Here is a 24,621-nt window from a genome sequence, read left to right as displayed (position 1 = left end):
CGCGGGGGGCCTCGGCCCCCCGCCAGCAACGGGTGACCCGCCTTGCTCGAGGACTTTCTTTTCCAGCTTGAGATGGCCGCCCCCCAGATCGTGCTCGGGCTGGTGAACGGCGCCTTCTATGCGCTGCTTTCCCTCGGCCTGGCCGTGATCTTCGGCATGCTGAACGTCATCAACTTCGCCCATGGGGCGCAGTTCATGATGGGCGCCTTCGTGGCCTGGATGCTGCTCAACTGGGCGGGCATTCCCTACTGGGGGGCGCTGATCCTCTCTCCGCTGATCGTCGGCGTCTTCGGCGTGGTGCTGGAGCGACTGATGATCTCGCGGCTCTACAAGATGGACCACCTCTACGGGCTGCTGCTGACCTTCGGGCTGGCTCTGATCATCGAGGGCGTGTTCCGCAACAGCTTCGGTTCCTCCGGCCTGCCCTATGCGCCGCCGGCGGCGCTGACGGGGGCGCCGGTGGACCTCGGCTTCATGATGCTGCCGAAATACCGCCTCTGGGTCGTGGTGGCCGCCTTCTTCGTCTGCATCGCCACCTGGCTGGTGATCGAGAAGACGCGGCTGGGCGCCTATCTGCGGGCGGCGACGGAGAACGCGCCGCTGGTGCAGGCCTTCGGCGTGAACGTGCCGCGGATGGTGACGCTGACCTATGCCGCCGGCGTGGCCCTCGCGGCGCTGGCCGGCGTGCTGGCGGCGCCGATCTACTCGGTGAACCCCGCCATGGGGTCGAACTTCATCATCACGGTCTTCGCGGTGGTGGTGATCGGCGGGATGGGCTCCATCCTCGGGTCGGTCATCACCGGCTTCGCGCTCGGGTTGGTCGAGGGGCTGACGCGGGTGATCTACCCCGAGGCCTCGGCCACCGTGATCTTCGTCATCATGGCGATCGTGCTGCTGGCACGTCCCGCCGGCCTTTTCGGAAGGGCCTGAGCCATGGCTTCCGCCACCACTGCCCCTCTCGACGCCCTGCCGCCCACCGCGCCGCGATCGGGGCTCTTCGGCTTCACCCGGGCGCAGGGGATCGCGCTGGTGGTGATGCTGGCGGCGATCGTGGTGCTGCCCTTCTTCGTCTACCCGCAGTTCCTGATGAAGCTGCTCTGCTTCGCCCTGTTTGCCTGCGCCTTCAACCTGCTGATCGGCTATGTCGGGCTGCTCTCCTTCGGGCACGCGGCCTATTTCGGGATGGGCAGCTACGTCTCGGCCTATGCCTCCCAGTCCTGGGGGCTCTCGCCGGAACTCTGCGTGCTGATCGGCGGCGCGGTCGGCGCCGGACTGGGGCTGGTCTTCGGCTGGATCGCGATCCGCCGCGCCGGCATCTACTTCGCCATGATTACCCTGGCGCTGGCGCAGATGGTCTACTTCTTCTGCGTGCAGGTGCCCTTCACCCGCGGCGAGGACGGGATCCAGGGTATCCCGCGCCACGCCCTGCTGGGGATGATCGATCTCGGCCCGGATATGCGGATGTACTGGTTCGTGGCCGGCGTCTTCCTTATCGGCTTCCTGCTGATCCACCGCGTCATCCATTCCCCCTTTGGCCAGGTGCTGACAGCCATCCGGGAGAACGAGCCGCGGGCCGTCTCGCTCGGCTACCGGGTCGATGACTACAAGCTCCTCGCCTTCGTGCTCTCGGCGGGGCTTGCGGGGGTCGCGGGCGGGACGAAGGCGCTGACCGTGCATATCGCCACCCTCATCGACGTGAACTGGCCGATGTCGGGCGAGGTGGTGCTGATGACCCTCCTGGGCGGCCTGGGCACCCTCTTCGGGCCCGTCGTCGGCGCGGGCGTGGTCATGGCGATGGAGACCTACCTCGCCCCCTTCGGCGCCTGGGTGACCATCAGCCAGGGCATCATCTTCGTCGCCTGCGTCCTCGCCTTCCGGGCGGGGATCGTGGGGGAGCTGGCGAAGTGGCTGCGGGTGAAGCTCTAGCGGGGCACCATGGGCCGCAGGCGGCGGGAACGGCGCGCGCGGGAGGCGCTTGAAGCAGGGGCATCGCGGGACGATCTTCGGCCCGACATGATCCCATCCCCACGCCCTGCTGGCCCCCTCGCCACCCTTCCGGCGCCGATGCGGCGCCTGGCCGGCTTCGCGCTCCTCGCGGCCGGCGTCGGCTTCACGGGGCTGCTCTCCTTCATCCACGTGCTGGTGGAGCTTTTCGATTGAGCCTGCCCCCTTTCGAGAGGCCCGCCGGCCCCTATCGGGGGCATGACCGGCTGCCCGGGTGGTGGACGGGGCTGCGCGGCGTTCCGATCGCCCTCTTCGCCATCCCCTTCGTGCCCGCCTTCTTCCTCGCGCTGATCGGCGGGGAAGGGCGGCTTATCGGCGGCTGCATCGCGGGGCTGGCCGGTGTCGGGCTCGCGATGTCCCGCCTCGCCCGGGCGCGGCGGGGCGATGCCCGCCGGGCGGGCGTGATCCTGGCCGTGGGAATCGGGCTCGCCGCGCGCTTTGCTGGCGATACGGCGCCGATCGGCGCGGTGGCGCTCGCGCTGATGGCCTGGGCCGGGGCGCGCCTGCTGTTCGACGGAGTGACCGAGGTCGCGCCGCCACCGCCGCCGAGGCCCGCCCCGCCGCCGGACGCGCTGGACCCCATGCGGGCGCGGTTGGCCAAGCTGCGCGCAAGCGATCCGCGGCTGCTTCCGCCGGCGCAGGAGCTGGGCGGGCTGTTGGAGGAGCTGGCCCAGCGTCCCGACGCGGCCGGGCAGGCGCGGCGCGTGCTGGTGGTGGGCCTTGACGGGCTGGAGCGGATCGGGGAGCGGCTGGAGCAGGGCGCGACACCGCCGGAGACGCTTCCGAAGCTGCTGGACGACCTCACGCGGGCGGCGCGGCAATCCGCCGCCGACCTGCGCGGTGCCGAGACGGAGGCGCTGGCGATCCAGGTGAAGGTGTTGCAGGACCGTCTGCACCAGGAGGGCATCTCGTGAGCGACAACTCGGTGGAGCCCGCCGCGCCCGGCGTCCAGGAACTTGCGGCGCGGATCAACCTCAACGACCCCGGCAGCATCACCCGCTTCGGGCAGGAGGCGCAGGGGCGCGCGGCCGCGGCGGCGGACGCCATGCTGGGTGCCGCGCGTAGCGACGCGGTCGGTGAAGCCGGCGATTCGCTCTCCCGCCTGCTCGGCACGCTGCGCGGCTTCGACGTCACGAAGCTGGACACCAAGCCGGGCCTGCTCGCGCGGCTGATCGGCCGGGCCGGCAGTGAGACGACGGCCATCCTGCAGCGCTACGAGAGCGTGCGCGGGCAGGTGGAGGCGATCGGCGACAAGCTCGACACCCATCGCACCCGGCTGATGGAGGATGTGGAGCGGCTTGAGCGCCTCTATGAGGCGACGCTGACCTGGTTCCATGCCCTGGCCGACCATGTGGCGGCCGGCGAGGCCGTGCTGGCGCGCACGGATCAGGAGGCCATCCCAGCGGCGGAAAAGGCCGCGATGGATCCCGCCGATCCCATCGCGCCGCAGCGGCTGCGAGATCTGCGGGCGGCGCGGGAGGACCTCGACCGCCGCGTGCACGACCTGCGGCTGACGCGGCAGGTGGCGATGCAGGCGCTGCCCTCGATCCGGCTGATCCAGGAGAACGACAAGGCGCTGGCTGGACGCATCCACTCGGTGCTGGCCAATACGGTGCCGCTGTGGCGCACGCAGCTTGCCCAGGCACTGGCGTTGCAGCGGATGCGCGAGGCCGGGGCGGCGGTGAAGGCCGCGACCGACCTGACAAACGAGCTGCTGACCGCGAATGCCGAGGGGCTCCGCCGCGCCAATGTCGAGGTGCGGACGGAGATCGAGCGAGGAGTCGTGGACCTGGACGCGGTGCAGAAGGCGAACGTGGCCCTCGTCTCGACGATCGAGGACTCGCTCCGCATCGCGCAGGAGGGCCGCGAGCGTCGGATTGCCGCGACGAAGGCGCTGGGCGAGGCGGAAGCGGAGATCCGACGCGCGCTGACCGCCGCGCGAGCGACGCCACCGAAGCGGGGCTGAGCGCCGCTTCCGCGGGATGGACGGGCCGGGGGAGGGATGCCTCCCCCGGCCTTTCTCTTACCGGCGCGCGGAAGCCTGCGCGACGTAGTTGTCGAAGCTGAGCTCCGACACGCGGTGCCAGATGCGCATGTCGTCGCGGTGCTTCGACCAGCTTTCGTGGATCTTCGCGAAGTCAGGGTTCTTCGCCACCAGATCCTTCTCGATGTCGAGCCAGGTGCGAAGGCAGCCATCCATCATGTCGCGCGAGAAGGGCGTGAGCTTCGCGCCCTGGGCCACGAGGCGGCGGAGGCTGTCCGGGTTGCGGATGTCATAGCGCGCGACCATCCAGTGCGTCGCCTCCGCGCAGCCGGCGCGAATGGCGGCCTGGTAGGACTTCGGCAGGGCGTTCCACTGGTCGAGGTTGACGTAGAAGTAGGTGGAGGCGCCGCCCTCCCACCAGGCGGGGTAGTGGTAGAAGGGCGCGACGCGGACGAAGCCGAGCTTCTCGTCGTCGTAGGGGCCGAGCCATTCGGCGGCGTCGATCGTCCCGCGCTCGAGCGAGGGGTAGAGGTCGCCGGCCCCGAGCTGCTGGGGCACGCCGCCGAGCTTTGAGAGCACCTGGCCGGCGAGGCCGCCGATGCGCATCTTCAGGCCGTTGAGGTCGGTCGCCGGGCCGAGGGCCTTGCGGAACCAGCCGCCCATCTGCGCACCGGTGGCGCCGAGCGGCATGCCGAGCACGTTGAACTTGCGGTGGACCTCGTTCATCAGGTCGATGCCGCCGCCCTCGTACATCCAGGCGTTCTGCTGGCGCGTGTTGAGGCCGAAGGGCAGGCCGGTGGCGAAGGCGAAAGCCTCGTTCTTGCCGGTGTAGAGGAAGCTGGTGGTGTGGCAGCACTCGATGCTGCCGGACTGCACGGCGTCTAGCGCCTGGAGCGGAGGCGTGATCTCCCCGGCGGAGAAGACGCGGATCTGGAAGCGGTCGTCCGTCAGTTCGGAGACCACGCGGGCGAAGACCTCGCCCGCGCCGTAGATGCAATCGAGCGAGCGCGGGTAGGACGACGTCAGGCGCCAGCGGAGCGTTGGCTGCGCCGATTGCGTGACGGCGGGCTGGGCAAGGGCGGGTGCGGTGGCTGTCGCGGCCAGCGTGGCGGCGGTGCTGGCGCGGCCGAGAAGGGCGCGGCGATCCATGGCGGTTTCCTCCGTGTTGCCTCACGGACTACTGCGATCCGCCCCCTCTTTCCAGGGGGCCTGCTTGACCGCGCGACGGGAGCGGTGTGCCATCGGCGCAGAACGAGCGGGAGGATGCTATGCGCGCCTGGGCGGTAGTGGAGACGGGCGAGCCCTTGCAGGCGATGGACTGGCCGACGCCGGAGCCGAAGGGCGCGGAGGTTCTCATCGAGGTGACGCATTGCGGCGTCTGCCACTCGGACCTCCACATCTGGGAAGGCGGCTACGACCTCGGCAGCCGCGGGCGGCTCTCGCTGAAGGATCGCGGCGTGGTGCTGCCACTGGCCATGGGCCATGAGATCGCCGGGCGCGTGGCGGCCATGGGGCCGGAGGCAAAGGGCGTGTCGGTCGGCGAGGCGAAGGTGGTCTTCCCCTGGATCGGCTGCGGGAAATGCGAGCGCTGCGCGGCGGGCGAGGATAACATGTGCCCGAACCAGGCGCGCACCCTCGGCATCTATCGCAACGGCGGCTACGCGACGCATGTGCTGGTGCCGGACGCGAAGTACCTCGTGCCGGTCGATGACGTGAACCCGGCGGTGGCGGCGACCTACGCCTGCTCGGGGATTACCGTCTATTCCGCCATTCGCAAGCTCGGCAGCCTGCCGCCCGAGCGGCCGGTGGTGCTGGTGGGCGCGGGGGGGCTTGGCCTCAATGCCATCCAGATGCTGAAGGCCATCGGGCACCGGCGGATCGTCTCGGTCGATGTCTCCGCCGAGAAGCTGGCAGCGGCGCGGGAGGCGGGCGCGACGGAGACGGTGCTCGCGGAGGGCGACGTGACCGCCGCGATCGTGGCGGCCTGCGGCGGGCCGGCGCTGGCGGTGATCGATCTCGTGAACGGCAGCGCGACGGCGCGCTTCGCCTTCGACGCGCTCGGCAAGGGCGGCGTGCTCGTGCAGGTGGGGCTGTTCGGCGGGGAGATGACCGTGCCCCTGCCGATCATGGCGATCCGCGCGCTGACCGTGCAGGGGTCCTATGTCGGCTCGCCGGCGGACCTGCGGGATGTCATGGCGCTGGCCAAGGCGGGGAAGCTGGCGCCGCTGCCGGTCTCGACCGCGCCGATGGAGCAGGCCGGGGCCGTGCTGGAACGCCTGCGGGACGGCAAGGTGACGGGCCGGGTGGTGCTGCGGGCGGAGGCGGCCTGAGAGGCACCGCCCACGGCAAAACGCCCGCGGAACCGATGGTTCCCGGGCGCCTGCCGATCAATCCTGCCGGGCTTCGCGCCCGGGGATAATTACTTGATCTTGGCCTCGCGGAAGACGACGTGCTTGCGGGCGACGGGGTCGTACTTCTTCTTCTCCATCTTGCCGGTGGCATTCCGCGTGTTCTTCTTCGTCACGTAGAAGTAGCCGGTCTCGGCGGAGCTGACGAGGCGGATCTGGATGGTGTTGGACTTGGCCATGTTCGGGCTCGGGACTCGATTCCAGGTGGGCGGGTGCCGGCTAGGGCCGGGTCGCGAAGGGGCCGGAACCTAGCGCCCGGAGCGCCCACGTCAAGCTTTCTGTGGGTGTTCGCGCGGTTCAGCCGCCCAGTGCGGCCTCATAGAGCTCGGGACGTTCCAGCACGGCGCGGGCGGCGGCGAGATCGGCGTCGCGGCCCTCGGCGGGCGGGCAGGCGTTGCGCAGGGCCGCGATCTCGCTCGCCGGGACGGGCGCGCGGGCGGCGCGGGCGCGGGCGAGCGGGATGAGCATGGGGTTCTCTGCGGTCCCGAGCGTAGCGAGGCCCCGCGCCGTCTCCTCCGCGCCGAGGCTGGTGCAAAGGGCGGGCAGGACGCCCAGCATCTGCAGCGGCCAGCCGCGCGGCGCGAGGATGCGCGACCAGGAGAGCGCCAGCTCCCCGCCGCCGGGTAGCGGCACGAGGATCTGAATGAGGCCCTTTCCAAGGGTCGTGCTGCCGATGACGAGGCCGCGGCCGAGATCGCCGATGGCGGCGGCGACCACCTCGGCGGCTGAGGCGGTGCGGCCGTCCACAAGCACGATCACGCGGCGGCCGGTGGCCAGGTCTGGTCCGCTCGCGACGAGGCGGCGGCGGGCATCGATGTGCCGGCCCTCAGTGGTGGCGATGACCATGCCGGGCGGCAGGAAGGAATCCGTCACCTGCAACGCCTGTTGCAGCAGGCCGCCGCGGTTGCCGCGGAGGTCGAGCACGACGCCGAGCGGGGCGGCGGTGGCCGGAACGCGGGCGAGGGCGGTGTCGAGCTGGGAAGGGGTCGCGGCCGCGAAGAAGGGCACTCGCAGCCAGAGGATACCGTCCCGCACCTCCGAGGAGACGGAGATCGAGGGGGCGGGGCTGCGGGTCATCACAAGTGTGAGGTGCTGCCGGCCCCGCTGAACCTTGAGGACAATGCTGCTACCGGCAGGTCCCTCCAGCACGTCCAGCGCCTCCGGCAGGTCGGCGCCGGAAAGGGCGATGCCGTCGGCCTCCAGTATGCGGTCGCCCGGGCGGAGGCCGGCGCGCGCGGCGGCGGTGTCCGGGACGACCTGGGCAACCGCCACGCTGCGCCGTGCCCCGGGGGAGAGGACGAGGCCGAGATCGGTGATGCCGAGCCGCCGTTCCCGGCCCTGGCGGGTCTCGTCGGGCGTCGTGTAGCGGCTGTAGGGATCGAGGTGGTTGAAGATCTCCTCGAACACCGCTTGCAGGACCGCCTGCCGTCCGGCGCGGCGGAGCGCAGGGGACTGCCGTTCCGCCTCGTTCAGCAGGGCCGCGACGGCATCCGCCACGGAGGTGGGCGTGGTGCCGGCGAGCCGGTCAGCGGCCAGGGATTCGGAGAAGCCGAGGACGAGCGCGGGGCCGCGGCGGGCGGAGGAAAGCGTGGCGTCGATCGCCTCCAGCCCGCGCAGCGCCCAGAGGCCAAGGAGCGGCGGGTCGGTGGCCTCGAGGTGGCGCTCGGCGATGGCGGCGAAGGCGGCGCGCAGGACCGGGGCGTAGTCCTGAGCGAGAGCCGGCGCGGGGCGGAACAGGCCGCAGGCAAGGAGCGCGGCGAGGAAGAGCCGGCGGGTCAGCGCGCCCGCGGGACGGCGCCGCGGCCCTGCTTCCCCTTGCGGGCGGTGATCTTCTGGCGCCCGCGCGGTGGGGTGCCGCCCGCCTTGCGCGGCGCCGCCTGGGGCGTGCCCTGGAGAAGCTGGAAGGTGAGGCTGCCGGTGCGGGGCACGGCCTCGGACAGCCGCACCTCGACCTCCTGGCCCAGGGTGAAGGTCAGACCCGTGCGGCGGCCGATCAGGCGCATCGCCGCTTCCTCGTGGAACCATTGGTCGTCCGGCAGGGCCGCCATCGGGACGATTCCGCTGGCGCCGTTCTCCTCCAGTGTCACGAAGAGGCCGAAGCGTGTCACCCCTGAAACTCGCGCGGCGAAGTCCGCGCCGACGCGATCGGCCATGTAGGCCGCGAGGTAGCGGTCCACGGCGTCGCGCTCGGCCAGGGCCGCGCGGCGCTCGGTCTTGGTGATGTGCTCGCCGGTCTCGGCCATGGTGCCGATCTCGGCGTCGGTCAGGCCGTCCTCCCCGAGGTGCAGGCCGCGGATGAGGGCGCGGTGGACCAGCAGGTCGGCGTAGCGGCGGATCGGGCTGGTGAAATGGGCGTAGCGCGGCAGGGCGAGGCCGAAATGGCCGATGTTCTCCGGGTTGTACTCGGCCTGCGACTGGCCGCGGAGGATCGTCTCGCTCACCAGGCGGGATTCGGGGCGGTCCTGCACCGTCTCCAGGATATGGGCGAAGTCGCGGGGCTTCACCGCGTTCGAGGCCGGCAGCGAGATGCCGAGGCCGGAGAGGAAGGAGCGCAGCGTCTCCATCTTCTCGTCCGAGGGGCGGTCGTGGATGCGGTACATGGGCGGGAGGTGGAGGCGCTCCAGCTCCTCCGCCGCGCAGACGTTAGCGGCGATCATGAACTCCTCGATCAGCCGGTGGCTGTCGAGGCGGGCGCGTGGGGCGATGGAGAGGACCTTGCCGTTGGCGTCGAGGATGACGCGGCGCTCCGGCAAGTCGAGATCGAGCGTGCCGCGGCGCAAGCGGGCGGATAGCAGGGCCTGGTAGGCGCCGTAGAGCCGGGCGATGTGGCCCTCGGCCAGGCCGGCATCCTCGCCGGCGTCACGGGCGGCCTGCACCTTCTCGTAGGTGAGGCGCGCGGCGGAGCGCATGAGGGCGCGGCCGAAGCGGTGCGACGTTTTCGTGCCGCCGGAGTCGAAGAGCATCTCGACGTAGAGGCAGCCGCGGTCCTCATCTGGCTTGAGGCTGCACCAGCCGTTGGAGAGGGCCTCGGGCAGCATCGGCACGACGTGGTCGGGGAAGTAGACGGAGTTGCCGCGGTGCTTCGCCTCCCGGTCGAGGGGGGCGTTGGGGCGGACGTAATGGGCAACATCGGCGATGGCGACGAGGATGCGCCAGCCGCCTTCGTGGGGCTCCGCGAAGACAGCGTCGTCGAAGTCGCGGGCGTCCTCGCCATCGATGGTGACGAGGGGGGTGTCGCGGAGGTCGTCGCGGCGGCCGAGCGGGATCGCCTCCGCGCGGGCGGCAGCCTGGATGACCTCGTCCGGGAACTCGTCGGGGATGCCGTGGGCGGCGATGCAGAGGCGGGAGACGCCGCGCGGGTCGTCCATGGAGCCCAGGCGCTCGACGATGCGGGCAGGGCGCGGGCCCATCAGGCGCTCGCGCCCGGCGCCGGGGATGGGCTCGGCCTGCACCAGCTCCCCCTCCTGCGCGCCATTGGCCTCGCCGGCGGGGATGATCCAGTTGGCCCGGGAGCGGCGGTCCACCGGCTCGACCATGCCGTTCGTGTAGATGCCCAGCACGCGCGAGGGCGTGCCGGTGCCGATGCGCTTGAAGGTCCGGCCCTCGTATTTGTTGCCGCCGATGCGGGTGATGCGGGCCAGCACCCGGTCCCCGGGCGCCAGGGCGGGCTGGCCGGCGCGCTCGGGCCGCATGTAGACGACCGGCTTCTCCGAGCCCTCCCAGGTGATGGGACGGGCGATGGGGTCGCCGTCGGGGTCGGTGCCGATGACCTCCAGCGCGGCCATGTCGGGCAGGGTGGCGCTGTGGCGGACGGTGCGGCGGCCGACGGGGGCGACGCGGCCCTCGTCCTTCAGGCTCGCCATCAGGTCCCGCAGCGCCGGGCGCTGGTCGCTGGTGAGGCCGAAATGGCGGCTGATCTCGGTCTTGCCCACGCGCCCGGGGGCGGCGCGGAGGTAGGCGAGAAGGGCCTCGCGGCTCGGGAGGGGGTTCGGGGCGCCCTCCGGCTCCGGTTTGTCGGGGGGCGCCGCCATGTCAGGCGCCGCCCTTGGCCGCGGCCTTCTTCGGCGCGGGCGCGGCCTTGCCGGCCACCGGATTCTTGGCCGCCGCCTTCGTGGGCGCCTTCTTCGCGGCGGGCTTCGGCGCGGTCTTGGCCGGAGCCTTCACGGTGGGGGCTACCTCGGCCGTCGCCTCCTTGGGCTTGGCGGCCTTCTTCGCCGGAGCCTTGCGGCCGCCCGCGCCCTTCTTCGGGGGAAGGGGCTTGCCCTTCTCCGCAAGCAGGGCGACGGCCTGATCGAGGGTGAAGTCCTCCATCTGCACGCCGCGCGGCAGGGAGGCGACGGTGGTGCCATGCTGGGCATAGGGGCCGAAGCGGCCGCGCTTCACCTCCACGGGCGCGCCGTCCTTCGGGTGATTGCCGAGGAGGATGCCGCGGGGCTTGGCGTTGGCCAGCAGCTCCATCGCGCGGTTCATGCCGAGCGAGAGGATGTCGTCGTCCGCCTGCACGCTCTGCGAGAGGGCGCCCATCTTCAGGTAGGGGCCGAAGCGGCCGAGATTGGCGGTGATCTCCTCGCCCGTCTCCGGGTGCAGGCCGATGATGCGGGGCATGTTCAGGAGGGTGATGGCGCGGTCGAGCGTCAGCGTCTCCGGGTCCATGCCGCGAGGGAGTGAGGCGCGCCTTGGTTTCGTCGGCTTGCCCTTGGCGTCCGTGCCGGGCTCGCCGAGCTGGACGTAGAGGCCATAGGGGCCGCGGCGCAGCGAGATCTCCTGGCCCGAATCGGGGTCGGTGCCGATGGCGCGCGGGCCCTCGTTGCCGCTGTCCTCGCCGTCGCCGTTGGGGACGACCAGGGGACGGGTGTAGCGGCATTCCGGGTAGTTCGAGCAGCCGATGAAGGCGCCGGTGCGGCCGAGGCGCAGGCCCAGGCGGCCGCCCATGCGGTGCTCGTTGATGCAGTTCGGGCAGGCGCGGGGGTCGGTGCCGCCCTCCTTCGCCGGGAAGAAGTGGGGGCCGAGATCCTCGTCCAGCGCGTCGATGACGTCGCTGATCTTGAGATCCTTCGTGGCGTCTACGGCGGCGCGGAACTGGTCCCAGAAGTCGTGCATTACTTGGCGCCAGTCCGCGCGGCCACCGGAGATGTCGTCGAGCTTCTCCTCGAGCGCGGCGGTGAAGTTCGTGTCGACGTAGCGCTCGAAAAAGGAGACGAGGAAGGCGGTGACGAGGCGGCCGCGGTCCTCGGGGATGAAACGACGGGCGTCGAGGCGGACGTATTCGCGGTCCTGCAGGGTCTGCAGGATGGAGGCGTAGGTGGAGGGACGGCCGATGCCAAGCTCCTCCATCTTCTTCACGAGCGAGGCCTCGGAGTACCGGGGCGGGGGCTGGGTGAAGTGCTGGGAGGCGGCGACGGTGTCGCGCTTCGGCTCCTCGCCCTGGGCGATGGGCGGAAGGGTGCGGTTCTCGTCGTCGGCGGCCTGCTTGGGGTCGTCGATGTCCTCGCGGTAGAGCTTGAGGTAGCCGTCGAAGGCAATGACCTGGCCGGTGGCGCGCAGGCGTGCCTTGCCGGCCTTGTCGTCGATGTCCACTGCCGTCTGGTCCATCTCGGCCGACTGCATCTGAGAGGCGACGGCGCGCTTCCAGACGAGGTCGTAGAGGCGGCGCTGCTCGGGGTTGAGGTAGCGCGCGACGTCCTGGGGCGTGCGCCGCACGTCCGTGGGGCGGATGGCCTCGTGGGCCTCCTGCGCGTTCTTCGCCTTCGTCGCGTATTCCCGGGCGGCGGAGGGAAGGTACGGGTCACCGAAGGCGGACTTCACGTGCTCGCGGATCTCGCCGATGGCCTCGCGCGACATCTGCACGCCGTCGGTTCGCATATAAGTAATGAGGCCGACGGTCTCGCCGCCGATATCCACGCCCTCGTAGAGCTGCTGGGCCAGGCGCATCGTGGCCTGGGCGCCGAAGCCGAGCTTGCGGCTGCTTTCCTGCTGCAGGGTGGAGGTGGTGAAGGGCGGTGGCGGGTTGCGGCGGGTGCGCTTCTTCTCGACCGCCGAGACGGTGAAGCTGCCCGCCTCGACAGCCTCCTTCGCGCGGGTGGCCGTCGCTTCGTCCGGAAGGTCGAACTGGTCGAGGCGCTTGCCGTCGAGATGTGTCAGGCGGGCGGTGAAGGGCGCGCCGGTCGGGGTGCGGAAGGCGGCCTCGATCGACCAGTACTCGCGCGGCTTGAAGACCTCGATCTCCGCCTCGCGGTCGGTGATGAGGCGGAGCGCGACCGACTGGACGCGGCCGGCGGAGCGGCTGCCCGGCAGCTTGCGCCAGAGCACGGGCGAGAGGGTGAAGCCGACGAGGTAGTCGAGCGCGCGGCGGGCCAGGTAGGCGTCGATGAGCGGGACGTCGAGGTCGCGCGGGTGCTCGATGGCGTGCTGGATGGCGCGCTTGGTGATCTCGTTGAAGGTGATGCGGTGGACCTCGATGCCCTTGAGGGCGCGGCGGCCCTCGAGCATCTGGCGCACGTGCCAGGAGATGGCCTCGCCCTCCCGGTCGGGGTCGGTGGCGAGGTAGAGGCGCTTGGACTGGCCGGCCTTCAGGGCCTGGGCGATCTCGCGGACCTGCTTCTCGCCCCGCTCCTCCGAGGACCAGTCCATCGCGAAGTCCTCCTCCGGACGGACGGATCCGTCCTTGGGGGGGAGGTCGCGGACATGGCCGAAGGAGGCCAGGACGGTGTAGCCGTCGCCCAGGTACTTGTTGATGGTCTTCGCCTTGGCGGGCGATTCGACGACGACGACATCGGTCATTGGGCGTCAGTCATTTGGGGCGCTCAGGCCTCCGGTTCATCTGCGCGCTGAATGCCGGAACGCACGACGCGGTTTCCGGGAAGCGCTTCGATCAGGCCCTCCAGCTCCAGTTCGAGAAGCGCGGCGCGGGCGGTTGACGCGGTTAGGTGGCAGCGGCGAAGCACCTCGTCAACCGTGACGGGTGTTTGGCCGATCAGCGAGAGGAGGTCGGAGGGAGCGCCATCCTCGCGTGGCGCGCGCGCGCGCGAGGGGGCGCGCGGAGCTTCCCGGTCGCGGGGCGGGGTGAAGACCGGCACTGCCTCGGCGGTCGCGGGCAGGGTCTCCAGGATGTCGGCAGCCGTCTCGCAGAAATGGGCGCCGTGGCGGAGGAGGTCGTTCGAGCCCCTGCAGCGGGGATCGAGCGGGGAGCCGGGGACCGCGTAGATCTCCCGCCCTGCCTCCGAGCCCATCCGGGCGGTGATCAGCGTGCCCGAGCGCGGCGCCGCCTCCACCACCACCACGCCGAGCGAGAGGCCCGCGACGATTCGGTTGCGCCGGGGAAAGTGGCGGGCCAGCGGGGCGGTGCCGAGCGGGGCCTCGGCGAGAAGGAGGCCGCCCTCGGCGATGCGGTCCTGCAGGTCGCGATTCTCGGGCGGGTAGGCGATGTCGAGCCCGCCGGCGACGGCGGCGATGGTGCGGCCATAGCGCAGCGCGCCCTCGTGCGCGGCGGCGTCGATGCCGCGGGCGAGGCCGGAGGTAACGGTCACGCCGGCCTCCGCCAGGGCCTCGGCCATGTCCTCCGCGATGCGCCGCCCGGCGGCGGAGGCGTTGCGGGCGCCGACGAGCGCCACCTGCCGGGTAGGGAGGAGGGCGAGGTTGCCGAGGGCCGCGAGGACCGGCGGTGCGTCCTCCAACTGTGCGAGGAGGGGCGGGTAGGGCGGGGTGCCCAGGTGCAGCCAGGCGCCGCCAATCTCGAGGACGGCGTCGTGCTCGCGCTCGACCGCGCCGGGGCTGGGCGGCGCAAAGCGGCGGGCGGGATCGGCGGCGAGGGCGCGCAGGGCGGCCGCCGCGCCGCCGTGCTGGGCGAGGAGGCGCCGGAAGTTCTGCGGGCCGATTCCCTCGGTGCGGGCGAGACCCAGGCGGGCGAGGGACTCGGCCGGGGTCATGGAAGGGGCGTCACGTCCGAAGGTCACTTCCCCTGGCCGATCCGGGGCTCCGTGCCGGCGATAAGCCGGCGAATATTCGCGTGGTGACGCGCGTAGACATAGGCGGTGATGAGGGCCACCGGCCAGAAGAGGGGCCAGCCGCCCCAGAGGGCCGCGACGACCACCGCGACCGCAAGGCCCGTCAGGGCACTGGCCGAGGAAATCTTCACGAGCTTCGCCATGGCGAGCCAAGTGAGGGCGGCTGCCAGGAAGACCGGCCAGGCGAGCGCGAGAAAGACGCCGAGGGCCGTAGCGACGCCCTTGCCGCCGCGGAAGGCAAGCCAGGGCGGATGGCAGTGGCCCAGCACGGCGGCGACTGCGGCGATCCCGGCTGTCTCCGGTCCGAGCAGGGCGGCCGCGAGCAAGACGGCGGCCGCACCCTTCAGGAAGTCGAGGGCGAGGGTGCCGGCGGCTAGTTTCTTGTTGCCAGTGCGGAGGACGTTGGTGGCGCCGATATTGCCGGAGCCGATCGCGCGGATATCGCCCAACCCCGCGGCGCGGGTGAGGATGAGGCCGAAGGGGATGGAGCCGAGAAGGAGGCCGAGGAGGGCGGCGAGGAGCTGGTTCATCCGAAAACCCGCTTTCCGGCCTTCCAAGTGCCCAACACCCGGCCTTCCAGCGCGCGGCCGTCGAAGGGGGAGTTCTGCGCCTTGCCCGGCAGGCGGCCGGCCTCGACCTTCCAGGCGCGCTCGAGGTCGATGAGGACGAGGTCCGCCGGAGCGCCGGGGGCGAGGCGGCCGGATTCGAGGCCGAGGAGCTTCGCGGGGGCGGCGGTCAGAAGTTCGAGGGCGCGCATCAGCGGCAGGTCGCCGGCGTGGTGGCGGGCGAGGGTGACGCCGAGAAGGGTGGCCAGCCCCGCGCCACCGGGCTCGGCCTGGGCGAAGGGCACGCGCTTGTCGTCAGCGTCGCGCGGCTGGTGGTCGGAGGCGATGGTGTCGATCGTGCCGTCGGCCAGGGCCGTCACGACGGCGCGGCGGTCCTCCTCGCGGCGGAGCGGCGGGGAGAGCTTCGCGTAGGTGCGGAAGTCGCCGATCGCGGTCTCGTTGAGGTCGAAATAGGGGGGCGCCGTATCGCAAGTGACGCGCAGGCCATCGCCCTTCGCGGCGCGGATGAGGTCCAGCGCGGCGGCGGTGGAGACATGGGCGAAGTGGACATGGCCGCGGGTGAGGCGGGCGAGAGCGATGTCGCGCGCGACCATCATGGCCTCGGCGGCGGCGGGGGCGGAGGGAAGGCCCATCCGCGTCGCCATCTCGCCCTCGGTGGCGGCGGCGTTGCGGGAGAGGGAGGGCTCCTCCGGGTGCTGGACGATGAAGGCGCCGAAGGCGCGGGCGTAGGAGAGGGCGAGGCGCATGGTGCGGGCGCTCTCGATGGCGCGCGCGCCGTCGGTGAAGGCGATGGCGCCGGCCTCGCGCAGCAGGCCGAACTCCGTCAGCTCCGCGCCCAGGCAGCCGCGCGTGGCGGCGCCGTAGGGAAGGATGGTGAGGCTGCCGGTGGACTCCCCGCGGCGGAGGATGAAGCCGACGAGGGCGGGGTCGTCGAGCGCGGGGGTGCTGTCGGGCAGGGCGCAGAGGGTGGTGATGCCGCCGGCCGCCGCCGCTCCCGCCGCGCTCTCGATCGTCTCGCGGTGCTCGTGGCCGGGCTCGCCGAGGGAGGCGCGGAGATCGATGAGGCCGGGGGCGAGGATGGCACCGCCGCAGTCCATGACCTCGGCGCCCTCTGGAGCGCCGCTGCCGTCGAGGGAGGCGATGCGTCCGCCCTCGATCAGCAGGCTGCCGGGGGCGTCGCGGCCGGTGGCGGGGCAGAGCAGGCGGGCGTTGCGGAGGACCGTCCTGGGGCGGGAGCTCATCGGGCGTTCCGCCGCTGGTTCTGGGAGAGGATGTCGAGCACGGCCATGCGGACGGCGACGCCCATCTCCACCTGCTCCCCGATCACGCTGCGGGCGGGGTCGTCGGCGATGGCGCTGTCGATCTCGACGCCGCGGTTCATGGGGCCGGGATGCATGACGATGGCGTCCGGCTTCGCGAGGCGGAGCTTCGCGGCATCGAGCCCGTAGAAGCGGAAGAATTCGCGCGCGGAGGGGACGAGGCCGCCCTGCATCCGTTCCTTCTGGAGCCGCAGCATCATGACAACGTCCGCATCCTTCAGGCCGGCACGCATGTCGTGGAAGACCTCAACGCCCAGCGCCTCCGCCTCCGCCGGGATGAGGGTGGGTGGGCCGACGATGCGGACGCGGCAGTTCATGGCTAGCAGGAGGTGGATGTTGCTGCGCGCGACGCGGCTGTGCAGCACGTCGCCGCAGATGGCGACGGTGAGGTTCTCCAGCCTTCCCTTGCGGCGGCGGATGGTCAGCGCGTCCAGCAGGGCCTGGGTCGGGTGCTCGTGCGTGCCGTCGCCCGCGTTGATGACGCCGGCATCCACCTTCTGGGAGAGGAGGGCGGGCGCGCCGGACTGGGAGTGGCGGATTACCAGCAGGTCGGTCTGCATGGCGTTCAGCGTTGCGGCGGTGTCGAGAAGCGTCTCGCCCTTGTTCACGCTGCTCGTGCTGACGGACATGTTGATGACGTCGGCGCCCAGGCGCTTGCCCGCCAGCTCGAAGCTCGTGCGGGTGCGCGTGCTGTCCTCGAAGAAGAGGTTGATGAGGGTGCGGCCGCGCAGCAGGTCCCGTTGGGCTTTCCCGCCGCGGTTCAGCAGGGCGTAGGATTCGGCGAGGTCGAGAAGCTCGGCGATGTAGGGAGGTTCGAGGCCCTGCAGCGCGAGGAGGTGCCGGTGCGGGTAGAGGGGCATGGAACCTCTGGGCTGCGGAGCTGGTGCCTCGGCGGGCGGGACGTCCGTGGCTGTTTAGGGGAGGGCGGGATGGTGGGGAAGATGCCGCCGAACGGCGGCTTGGGTGGGGGCGAACGGATCGGGCTGCGGGCCGGTGGGCCTCCGCGGCATCGGCGAGCCGGTCCAGGGCCGCGGAGGCCTCTGGCGTGTCCGCGGTGAGCAGGGCGAGCTTGGCGCGCTCCAGCCGGCCGGGGAAGCGGTGGGCCGCTCTGGCCAGTGGAACAGCTCCGCCTGACGGGGGCGCCCGGCCGCGGCCCTCTGTCGAGAAGCCGGGCGTGGAAATCCTTCGGTGTTGAACCGCCGAGGCCGCCCTTCTTCACCCTCCGCCGGATGGCGCAAAGAGGTTCGATCGCCGTCCCCTGCCAGGCGGCACCGGTACTTACGCCAGCAGCGCCGAACCCAGCCGGGAACGGCGCGTCATGGGCGCGTCGCGTCCAGCGCCGCCTGGAGCATGTAGGCGGCGGCCGCGGCGTCCACCGCCCGGGCCCGCTTCGCGCGGGTGAGGTCCGCCTCGATCATCATCCGGTTCACCGCCGAGGAGGAAAGGCGCTCGTCCCAGAGCGCGACGGGCAGGCCCGACGCGTCCGAGACGGCCATGGCCCAGTCCTTCGCGGCCTGGGCGGCCGGACCGAAGGAGCCGTCCATGCCCAGCGGCAGGCCGCAGACGAGCCCGGCAGCCCCCTCCTTCTCCGCGATGCGGCGGATCTCGGCGGCATTGGCGGCGAGCTTGCCGCGGGCCAGCCCGGCATAGGGGGAGGCGAGCATCAGGAGAACATCCGAGAGCGCGATGCCGATGGTCTTGCTGCCGGGGTCGAGGCCGATGAGGCGCGCGTGGCGGGGGAGGGCGGCGCGCAGGGCGGGAAGGGGGGTGATGGGCATGGGCTGATTGTAGCGCGGGCGGCGGCGCGCTGCCCCCTGGCGGGATCGTGGCCCTTGACTTGCGAGGGCGCGGCGGCTTCCTCACCCCAATTCGGCCAAACCTGGGAAACCTGCCCGACCATGTCGCTCGACCTGAAGACCGTGAGGCGCGTGGCCTCGCTCGCCCGCCTGCACCTGGAGGAGGGGGAGGACCAGCGCCTGCAGACGGAGCTGAACGGCATCCTTGGCTGGATCGAGCAGCTGCAGGCGGTGGATGTCACGGGCGTGGAGCCGCTCTCGGGCGGTGGCGGCACGGCCATGCCGATGCGCGACGACGTGGTGACCGATGGCGGCCAGGCGGAGGCGGTGCTCGCCAATGCGCCGGACCGTGCCGGCGAATTCTTCTCCGTTCCGAAGGTTGTCGAGTGATGCACCCCACCGATTTCACGATCCGCGGCGCCCTCGAAGCCCTGGCGGAGGGGATCGTCACCTCGGAGGCGCTGACGGCGGCGCATCTCGAGGCGATCGGGGCGCTGAACCCGCGCCTGAACGCCTTCATCACCGTGACGGCCGAGCGCGCGATGGAGGCCGCCCGTGCTTCCGATGCGCGGCGGGCCAATGGGGTGGCGGGGAAGCTGGAGGGCATCCCGTTGGCCATCAAGGATCTCTTCTGCACGCAGGGCGTACGGACCACGGCCGCGAGCCGGATCCTCGGCGAATTCGTGCCGCCCTATGAGAGCACCGTGACCTCCCACCTGCTGCGGGACGGGGCGGTGTTCCTCGGCAAGGCGAATCTCGACGAGTTCGCGATGGGATCTTCCAACGCGACCTCGGCCTTCGGGGGCGTGGAGAACCCGTGGAAGCGCGGCAACGACGACGGCACGACGCTGGTGCCCGGCGGCTCCTCCGGCGGCTCGGCGGCGGCGGTGGCGGCGCGGCTGGCCATGGGGGCGACGGCGACAGACACGGGCGGTTCCATCCGCCAGCCGGCAGCCTTCTGCGGCATCGCGGGGATCAAGCCGACCTATGGGCGCTGCTCGCGCTGGGGCGTGGTGGCCTTCGCCTCCTCCCTGGACACGCCCGGCCCGGTCGCCCGCACGGTGGAGGACTGCGCCCTCCTACTCGAGAGCATGGCGGGCCATGATCCGCGCGACGCGACGAGCGCGAACGTGCCCGTGCCGGACTTCGCCGCCGCCTGCGCGCGGGGCGTGAAGGGCCTCCGGATCGGCGTGCCGCGGGAGTACCGGCTGGAGGGGATGCCGGACGAGATCGAGGCGCTCTGGCAGCAGGGCCTGGACTGGCTGCGTGCGGAGGGGGCGGAGATCGTGGACATCTCCCTGCCGCACACGAAATACGCGCTGCCCACCTACTACATCGTGGCGCCGGCCGAGGCCTCGTCCAACCTCGCGCGCTATGACGGCGTGCGGTACGGGATGCGTCAGGAGGGTGCGGACCTGAAGGACCTCTACGAGCGCACGCGCGCGGCAGGCTTCGGGGACGAGGTGAAGCGGCGGATCATGATTGGCACCTATGTGCTGAGCGCCGGCTACTACGATGCCTATTACGTCCGCGCACAGCGGGTGCGGGCGCTGATCAAGCGCGACTTCGATGAGGCCTTTACGAAGGTGGACGCCATCGTGACGCCCGCCACGCCGTCCGCCGCCTTCGCGGCCGGCGAGAAGCAGGACGATCCGGTGGCGATGTACCTGAACGACGTCTTCACCGTGACGGCGAACCTGGCGGGCAACCCGGGCCTGGCGGTGCCGGCGGGCTTCGACCGCCAGGGCCTGCCGCTGGGCCTGCAGGTTCTGGGGCGGAACTTCGACGAGGAGACCGTCTTTGCGGTGGGGACGGCGATCGAGCATGCCGCAAGCCTGACGAATCTGCCACAGTTGCGGGCTTCGTCCTGACCTCACCAAGGGACTGCACTGACCTGACATCACGGAACCGTGATTATTCTGACCATGGTTCAGGTGGTGTCAGTGTTCAAAAATCTCCTCCCCTTTGTGGCTTTTACCTTTCTCGTGGGGTGTGCAGCCAAGCCGCCAGAACCGCCGACGGCAGCGCAACTCGCGGCCCCTCACCGTGTCCTCGTCGATGAACCCCGGGCTAATGTGCCTGTAGATGTCAACTTGGACCTGAGCCGCGTTGCCGCAATCCCGCTCTCGCCCGCAGGGCTCATCATTGCGGCAGCCGTGACGGCTGGTGATGCAGTGGTGAACAGCATCACCGAAAGCAATCGGACCGCCCGCCGCGACGAGTTGGCGGCACGCCTGGGGCAAACTGGCTCAGTCTCTTCTGATTTTGCCCGGCAGTTCAACGCCGAGCTTCAACAGCAGCTGGCCGGAGTGCCGACGCTTCATGTGGAGCGGTTCGATCAGGCGCCGCGCGGGGCGCAGGTACAGTCGGGAAGCGGGACCGGTCTGCGGGTCTATAGGGACGTTGTGCTGACCACAGATGGGCGGTTTCTCGTCGCCCGGGCGACGACCATCCACACGGTCATCGATGGCGCGAACCAGCGCAACGTTGTGCGCCATATTGCCGTCTTTTCGGACCCGGTCGATGCGGCGTCTGAGGAGGAAGCGATTGCCCGCTGGGCCGCTGATGGAGGCCGGCTGATGGGAGAGCAGGCCCGACCGCTGGCTGTGGAACTCGCCTCGGTGATCCGTCTCGCGGTTTTCTCGACGCAGCCGGTCGAACTGGAGCGGATGCCGCTCCGTCGTCTCTCAACTTCGGGTGTTTCACTCCTTCTCGCTACGTCCGCACAAGGCTCGGAAGCAGCCTTCTGGCAGCCGTCTCGCCCGCTGAGCTACGAGTTGCACCGCGACACCTCGCGCGTTGTAAGCGTCTCGCTGCTGGGGCGTGAGCGCAATCGCTGGACCTGGATCAGCGTACCGGCTTACCTCCTCCCTATTGATCAGGAAGGTTGATCCCCGCCGGTGGCTTGACGCCGGCTGGGTCTTAGGCTTGCTGGCGCGCCTTCGGAGAGATGCGGATGACCTATACGATCGAGGGCGAGACCGGCCCCTGGGAGCTGGTGATCGGGCTTGAGGTGCATGCCCAGGTGACCAGCAACGCGAAGCTGTTCAGCGGGGCCGCTACGGCCTTCGGCGCCGCGCCGAACAGCCAGGTGAGCTTCGTGGACGCGGGCTTCCCGGGCATGCTGCCGGTGATCAACCGCGAGTGCGTGGCCCAGGCCGTGCGCACGGGGCTCGGGCTGAACGCCGAGGTGCATCCCTGGTCGCGCTTCGACCGGAAGAACTACTTCTACGCGGACCTGCCGCAGGGCTACCAGATCAGCCAGTTCGCCCATCCGATCGTGGGCAAGGGCGTGATCACGGTGGAGCTGTCGGATGGCAGCGTGAAGGAGATCGGCATCACGCGCCTGCACCTGGAGCAGGACGCGGGCAAGTCGCTGCACGACCAGCACCCGACGAAGTCCTATATCGACCTCAACCGCTCCGGCGTCGCGCTGATGGAGATCGTGTCGGAGCCCGACATGCGCTCGCCGGAGGAGGCGGGGGCCTATGTCACGAAGCTGCGGCAGATCCTGCGCTATCTCGGCACCTGCGATGGAAACATGGAGGAGGGCTCGCTGCGGGCGGACGTGAACGTCTCCGTCCGCAAGGCGGGCGAGGAGTTCCGCACGCGCTGCGAGGTGAAGAACGTCAACTCCATCCGCTTCGTCATGCAGGCGGTAGAGGCCGAGGCGCGGCGGCAGATCGAGGTGTGGGAATCCGGCGGCACCGTCGAGCAGGAGACGCGGCTCTTCGACACCACCCGCGGCGAGACGCGCTCCATGCGGAGCAAGGAGGACGCGCACGACTACCGCTACTTCCCCGACCCGGACCTGCCGCCGCTGGTGATCGATCCTGCCTGGATCGAGCAGCTGCGCGAGGGCCTGCCGGAGCTGCCGGACGCGCGGCGGGCGCGCTACGTGAACGAGTTCGGCCTCTCGGCTTACGACGCCTCGGTTCTGGTGGCCGAGCGGGAGACGGCGGCCTTCTACGAGGAAGTGGCCGCGGGGCGTGACCCGAAGGTGGCGGCGAACTGGGTGATGGGCGACTTCTTCGCCATGCTGAACCGCATGGGCAAGGGGATCGAGGATAGCCCGGTTTCAGCCAAGCACCTCGGGGCGCTGCTGGACCTGATCGCGGACCGCACCCTCTCGGGCAAGATGGCCAAGGAGGTGCTGGAGGCGATGGGCGAGACGGGCAAGCCGCCCGGCACCATCGTGGAGGAGCGCGGGCTGCGGCAGGTGACGGATACCGGCGCCATTGAGGCCGCGGTGGACGCGATCCTGGCCGCCAACCCGGACAAGATCGCGCAATACCGGGAGAAGCCGACGCTGTTCGGCTGGTTCGTCGGCCAGGTGATGAAGGCGATGAAGGGTCAGGGGAACCCGGCCCTTGTGAACGAGGTGCTGAAGGCGAAGCTGGAAGGGTGAGGCGGTGGGCAGGAGGGAACCCCCTCCGGCGCCACGCTTTCCTCACTGGACGCTGTTCTGGCCGGCGCTCAGAAGGCGGCGGGAAGCAGGGCTTCTAGTTCCTCGAAGGACCCGATCACCTGCTCCGCGCCGGCTGCCAGGAGATGCTCCCTGTGGCCTGCGTCGCAGTGGCGCCCGCCGACAAAGCCGAAGACGCGCATGCCCGCAGCGATGGCGGCGCGCACGCCGGCGGTGCTGTCCTCGATCACCAGGCAATCCGCGGGCGGCGTCTTCATCCAGCCGGCGGCATAGATGAAGACGTCCGGCGCTGGCTTGCCCTTAGCGACCCAGGACGCGCTGATGATGTTGGGGGCGAAGCGGTCATGGAGCCCGACCGCTTCCAGGCCGAGCTTGAGCTTGGCGGGATAGGCGCTGGAGGCGACGCATGTCCTGGCCCGGAGGCGGTCCAGGAGGTCGGTGATCCCGGGCATGATCCTCAGCTCGGTCGCGTAGGCGTGCTCGATCCCCTGGCGGACGCGCGTGAAGAATTCGGGCGGGACGGGCTGGCCCCAGTCGGCCTCGATGTCGTCGATCATCCCGCGCTCGGGACGGCCGGCGAAGCGGCGGATCACCTCCTCGGTGCTGATGGGGTAGCCGAGGTCGGTAAGGATCTCGCCAGTCAGGCGGCAGACCACGATCTCGCTGTCGATCAGGACGCCGTCGCAGTCGAAGATGACGAGGGCCGGCCAGGGCCGGTCCCCGCGGAGGTCGGCCTGCTGCGGGCGCTGGAGGGTGGATGGCAGGGCGTCATGCGGCATTGATATAGGTTCCGGAGGCGATCAGGTGGTCCAGGCTGCGGAGTGAATGCGTGGCGGCGGGGGGCGGGCAACCCGTCTTCTCCGTATAGGCCGCGATAGGAGCGTCCACGCGATCGAAGAAGCGCTTCTTGAACGCTTCCACCGTGCTCGGCTTCTCAGGCGTCGGGGCCTGGAAGCGGGCGAGGATCCGGCTCATTGGGTCGTCGTTGCTCAGGAAGCGCGAGAGGATCGCGACCGATGCGCCGGTGAGATAGTCGTCGGGATCGACATCGCGCACGAAACCGGCGAATTCAGGCTCGCGGCGCAGGATCACCGCGATGCCCTCGTGCATCTCTCGCATGATCTCGTCGGCGAAGGCGCGGTTCTCGGTGTTGCGCTTGAGGAACTCGTTCAGGCGCAGCTCGGAGTCGCCGTGGCTGCTCTCGAAGGCTGCCAGAGCCAACAGCCAGTGGCTGCCGTTCAGGAGCCAGTTCTTGATCCGCTTCTCGATCGCGACGTAGCGCGTGAACTCCACCCGGCCGCCTTGAAGGCGCCGTCCGAGATCCTCGGTCGCCGGCGAGAGCTCGAGCTTGAGGGAGCCGTATTCCTCGGTGCTGACCACGACGGAGGGGTGCCCTCCTTCCTGGCCTTCCTCCAGCCCGATGCAGACGCGGTCCACCAGTGCGGGCACGGGGACGACGTGGCGGCGCATCCTGTCGGAGATGAAGCGTGCCAGATCGGGATCCTCGAAGATCTCGGGGGCGTTGAGGGTGTTCTCGCAGGTAACGAGGAAGATGGCGCCGAGGCCGCCGCGCTCCCGCACCTCCGACAGGATCTCCAGCGCCTCCAGCACGGGCTGGTAATTCGCGGCGCTGATCAGGGAGGCCGTGACCACGACACCGTCCTCGGCGCGCGCGCTTCCGGACAGGATGGAGCGGACGATCGAGGCAATGTCCCGGCCGGCTTCACCGTACTCGAGGAAGCCATCGTAATGGACGACCTCGCGGCGGCCGCCCTGGTTGGCGGGCTGCTGGACGACGTAGAGCTTATCTGGGTTGTCGCGGAGAAGGTCGTTGCGCCGGCGCGGCGGGAGGGCTGTTGTGCCCGTGGGGTTCGTGCCGGATACGGCCCGATTGAGGATGAAGGATGCCGCGGCCGCCGTCTGGAAGAACGGAACGATCAGGCCCAGGCCGAGACGGCCTGCGCCAAAATGGATATGAAGCATTGATGCTCCTGGCGCGAAGCCTGGGAAGGGGATTTGCCGAGCACGCGGCGCGATGGGCCTCGTCCGCCTGGCGCCTGACGCTCACCCGAAGGGGCTGTTCGTGCTGCGGGAACTACCGGGGCGCAGGTGCGC

22 protein-coding genes are annotated in these 24,621 nt (G+C 70.7%); 10 read left to right on the top strand and 12 right to left on the bottom strand.

The window, feature by feature from the left end:
- Positions 1-42: 42 nt before the first annotated feature.
- The 5 genes from BO39_RS05940 (at position 43) to BO39_RS05925 (ending at position 3,970) form a co-directional block, all read left to right on the top strand.
- Positions 43-930 carry a branched-chain amino acid ABC transporter permease gene (locus BO39_RS05940; RefSeq protein ID WP_478212674.1) on the top strand — a complete coding sequence of 296 codons (888 nt, stop codon included), beginning with the start codon at positions 43-45 and terminating at the stop codon, positions 928-930.
- A 3-nt stretch (positions 931-933) separates the two neighbouring features.
- Positions 934-1,926 carry an ABC transporter permease subunit gene (locus tag BO39_RS05935; RefSeq protein ID WP_084697888.1) on the top strand — a complete coding sequence of 331 codons (993 nt, stop codon included), beginning with the start codon at positions 934-936 and terminating at the stop codon, positions 1,924-1,926.
- Positions 1,927-2,013: 87 nt separating this feature from the next.
- Positions 2,014-2,160 (top strand): hypothetical protein, encoded by a 147-nt coding sequence (locus tag BO39_RS32455; RefSeq protein ID WP_156963523.1) that lies wholly within the window; start codon positions 2,014-2,016, stop codon positions 2,158-2,160.
- The gene (locus tag BO39_RS05930; RefSeq protein WP_043831070.1) at positions 2,157-2,918 is read left to right on the top strand and encodes a hypothetical protein; all 762 of its coding nucleotides are present in this window, start codon (positions 2,157-2,159) and stop codon (positions 2,916-2,918) included. Before BO39_RS32455 ends, BO39_RS05930 begins: the two co-directional genes overlap by 4 nt.
- Complete coding sequence (locus BO39_RS05925; protein WP_052401644.1) at positions 2,915-3,970, top strand: toxic anion resistance protein; 1,056 nt, start codon at positions 2,915-2,917, stop codon at positions 3,968-3,970. Before BO39_RS05930 ends, BO39_RS05925 begins: the two co-directional genes overlap by 4 nt.
- Before the next feature lie 57 nt (positions 3,971-4,027).
- Here the strand turns inward: BO39_RS05925 and BO39_RS05920 are convergent, their stop codons facing one another.
- Positions 4,028-5,137 carry a TRAP transporter substrate-binding protein gene (locus BO39_RS05920; protein ID WP_043831068.1) on the bottom strand — a complete coding sequence of 370 codons (1,110 nt, stop codon included), beginning with the start codon at positions 5,135-5,137 and terminating at the stop codon, positions 4,028-4,030.
- A 119-nt stretch (positions 5,138-5,256) separates the two neighbouring features.
- Between BO39_RS05920 and BO39_RS05915 the strand changes: the two genes are divergently transcribed.
- Positions 5,257-6,318 (top strand): alcohol dehydrogenase, encoded by a 1,062-nt coding sequence (locus tag BO39_RS05915; RefSeq protein ID WP_043831066.1) that lies wholly within the window; start codon positions 5,257-5,259, stop codon positions 6,316-6,318.
- Positions 6,319-6,407: 89 nt separating this feature from the next.
- On the opposite strand, the gene rpmG is transcribed toward BO39_RS05915, so the two are convergent.
- The 9 genes from rpmG to ruvX all read right to left on the bottom strand — a co-directional run bounded on the left by rpmG (position 6,408) and on the right by ruvX (position 18,062).
- Positions 6,408-6,575, bottom strand: coding sequence for a 50S ribosomal protein L33 (gene rpmG / locus BO39_RS05910; RefSeq protein WP_043831064.1), 168 nt, complete (start codon positions 6,573-6,575; stop codon positions 6,408-6,410).
- Positions 6,576-6,693: 118 nt separating this feature from the next.
- Positions 6,694-7,893: a S41 family peptidase gene (locus tag BO39_RS30910; protein WP_169742731.1), complete on the bottom strand. Its 1,200-nt coding sequence runs from the start codon at positions 7,891-7,893 to the stop codon at positions 6,694-6,696.
- Between the two features lie 278 nt (positions 7,894-8,171).
- Complete coding sequence (gene rnr, locus BO39_RS05900; RefSeq protein ID WP_052401642.1) at positions 8,172-10,427, bottom strand: ribonuclease R; 2,256 nt, start codon at positions 10,425-10,427, stop codon at positions 8,172-8,174.
- A gap of 1 nt (position 10,428) precedes the next feature.
- Complete coding sequence (gene topA, locus BO39_RS05895; protein WP_043831062.1) at positions 10,429-13,176, bottom strand: type I DNA topoisomerase; 2,748 nt, start codon at positions 13,174-13,176, stop codon at positions 10,429-10,431.
- A 23-nt stretch (positions 13,177-13,199) separates the two neighbouring features.
- Positions 13,200-14,321 carry a DNA-processing protein DprA gene (dprA, locus tag BO39_RS05890; RefSeq protein WP_043831060.1) on the bottom strand — a complete coding sequence of 374 codons (1,122 nt, stop codon included), beginning with the start codon at positions 14,319-14,321 and terminating at the stop codon, positions 13,200-13,202.
- A gap of 23 nt (positions 14,322-14,344) precedes the next feature.
- Positions 14,345-14,929: a glycerol-3-phosphate 1-O-acyltransferase PlsY gene (gene plsY, locus BO39_RS05885; RefSeq protein ID WP_043831058.1), complete on the bottom strand. Its 585-nt coding sequence runs from the start codon at positions 14,927-14,929 to the stop codon at positions 14,345-14,347.
- Positions 14,926-16,206, bottom strand: a complete 1,281-nt coding sequence (locus tag BO39_RS05880; protein ID WP_043831057.1) for a dihydroorotase — start codon at positions 16,204-16,206, stop codon at positions 14,926-14,928. Before BO39_RS05880 ends, plsY begins: the two co-directional genes overlap by 4 nt.
- The gene (locus tag BO39_RS05875; protein WP_043831055.1) at positions 16,203-17,144 is read right to left on the bottom strand and encodes an aspartate carbamoyltransferase catalytic subunit; all 942 of its coding nucleotides are present in this window, start codon (positions 17,142-17,144) and stop codon (positions 16,203-16,205) included. Before BO39_RS05875 ends, BO39_RS05880 begins: the two co-directional genes overlap by 4 nt.
- Before the next feature lie 456 nt (positions 17,145-17,600).
- Entirely contained in the window at positions 17,601-18,062 is a 462-nt protein-coding gene (gene ruvX / locus BO39_RS05870) for a Holliday junction resolvase RuvX (protein ID WP_043831053.1), read from the bottom strand.
- 120 nt (positions 18,063-18,182) lie between these two features.
- Here ruvX and gatC point away from each other — a divergent pair, with 120 nt between their 5' ends.
- The 4 genes from gatC to gatB all read left to right on the top strand — a co-directional run bounded on the left by gatC (position 18,183) and on the right by gatB (position 22,488).
- Complete coding sequence (gene gatC, locus BO39_RS05865) at positions 18,183-18,470, top strand: Asp-tRNA(Asn)/Glu-tRNA(Gln) amidotransferase subunit GatC (protein WP_043831051.1); 288 nt, start codon at positions 18,183-18,185, stop codon at positions 18,468-18,470.
- Entirely contained in the window at positions 18,470-19,951 is a 1,482-nt protein-coding gene (gatA, locus tag BO39_RS05860) for an Asp-tRNA(Asn)/Glu-tRNA(Gln) amidotransferase subunit GatA (protein WP_043831050.1), read from the top strand. The genes gatC and gatA overlap by 1 nt, the downstream gene beginning before the upstream one ends.
- A gap of 39 nt (positions 19,952-19,990) precedes the next feature.
- Complete coding sequence (locus tag BO39_RS05855; protein WP_156963521.1) at positions 19,991-20,971, top strand: hypothetical protein; 981 nt, start codon at positions 19,991-19,993, stop codon at positions 20,969-20,971.
- A 65-nt stretch (positions 20,972-21,036) separates the two neighbouring features.
- Entirely contained in the window at positions 21,037-22,488 is a 1,452-nt protein-coding gene (gene gatB / locus BO39_RS05850; RefSeq protein ID WP_043831046.1) for an Asp-tRNA(Asn)/Glu-tRNA(Gln) amidotransferase subunit GatB, read from the top strand.
- Between the two features lie 68 nt (positions 22,489-22,556).
- Here gatB and BO39_RS05845 read toward each other — a convergent pair whose 3' ends face one another.
- On the bottom strand, positions 22,557-23,285 hold the full coding sequence (locus tag BO39_RS05845; protein WP_084697886.1) for an HAD family hydrolase: 729 nt from the start codon (positions 23,283-23,285) through the stop codon (positions 22,557-22,559).
- The gene (locus BO39_RS05840; protein ID WP_043831043.1) at positions 23,275-24,489 is read right to left on the bottom strand and encodes a hypothetical protein; all 1,215 of its coding nucleotides are present in this window, start codon (positions 24,487-24,489) and stop codon (positions 23,275-23,277) included. The genes BO39_RS05845 and BO39_RS05840 overlap by 11 nt, the downstream gene beginning before the upstream one ends.
- Positions 24,490-24,621: the final 132 nt, after the last annotated feature.

This window comes from Roseomonas aerilata DSM 19363 (genome assembly GCF_000711725.1).
GTDB lineage: Bacteria > Pseudomonadota > Alphaproteobacteria > Acetobacterales > Acetobacteraceae > Roseomonas > Roseomonas aerilata.
The sequence above is the reverse complement of the archived record's forward strand: the minus strand, read 5'-3'. Positions and strand labels throughout refer to the sequence as shown.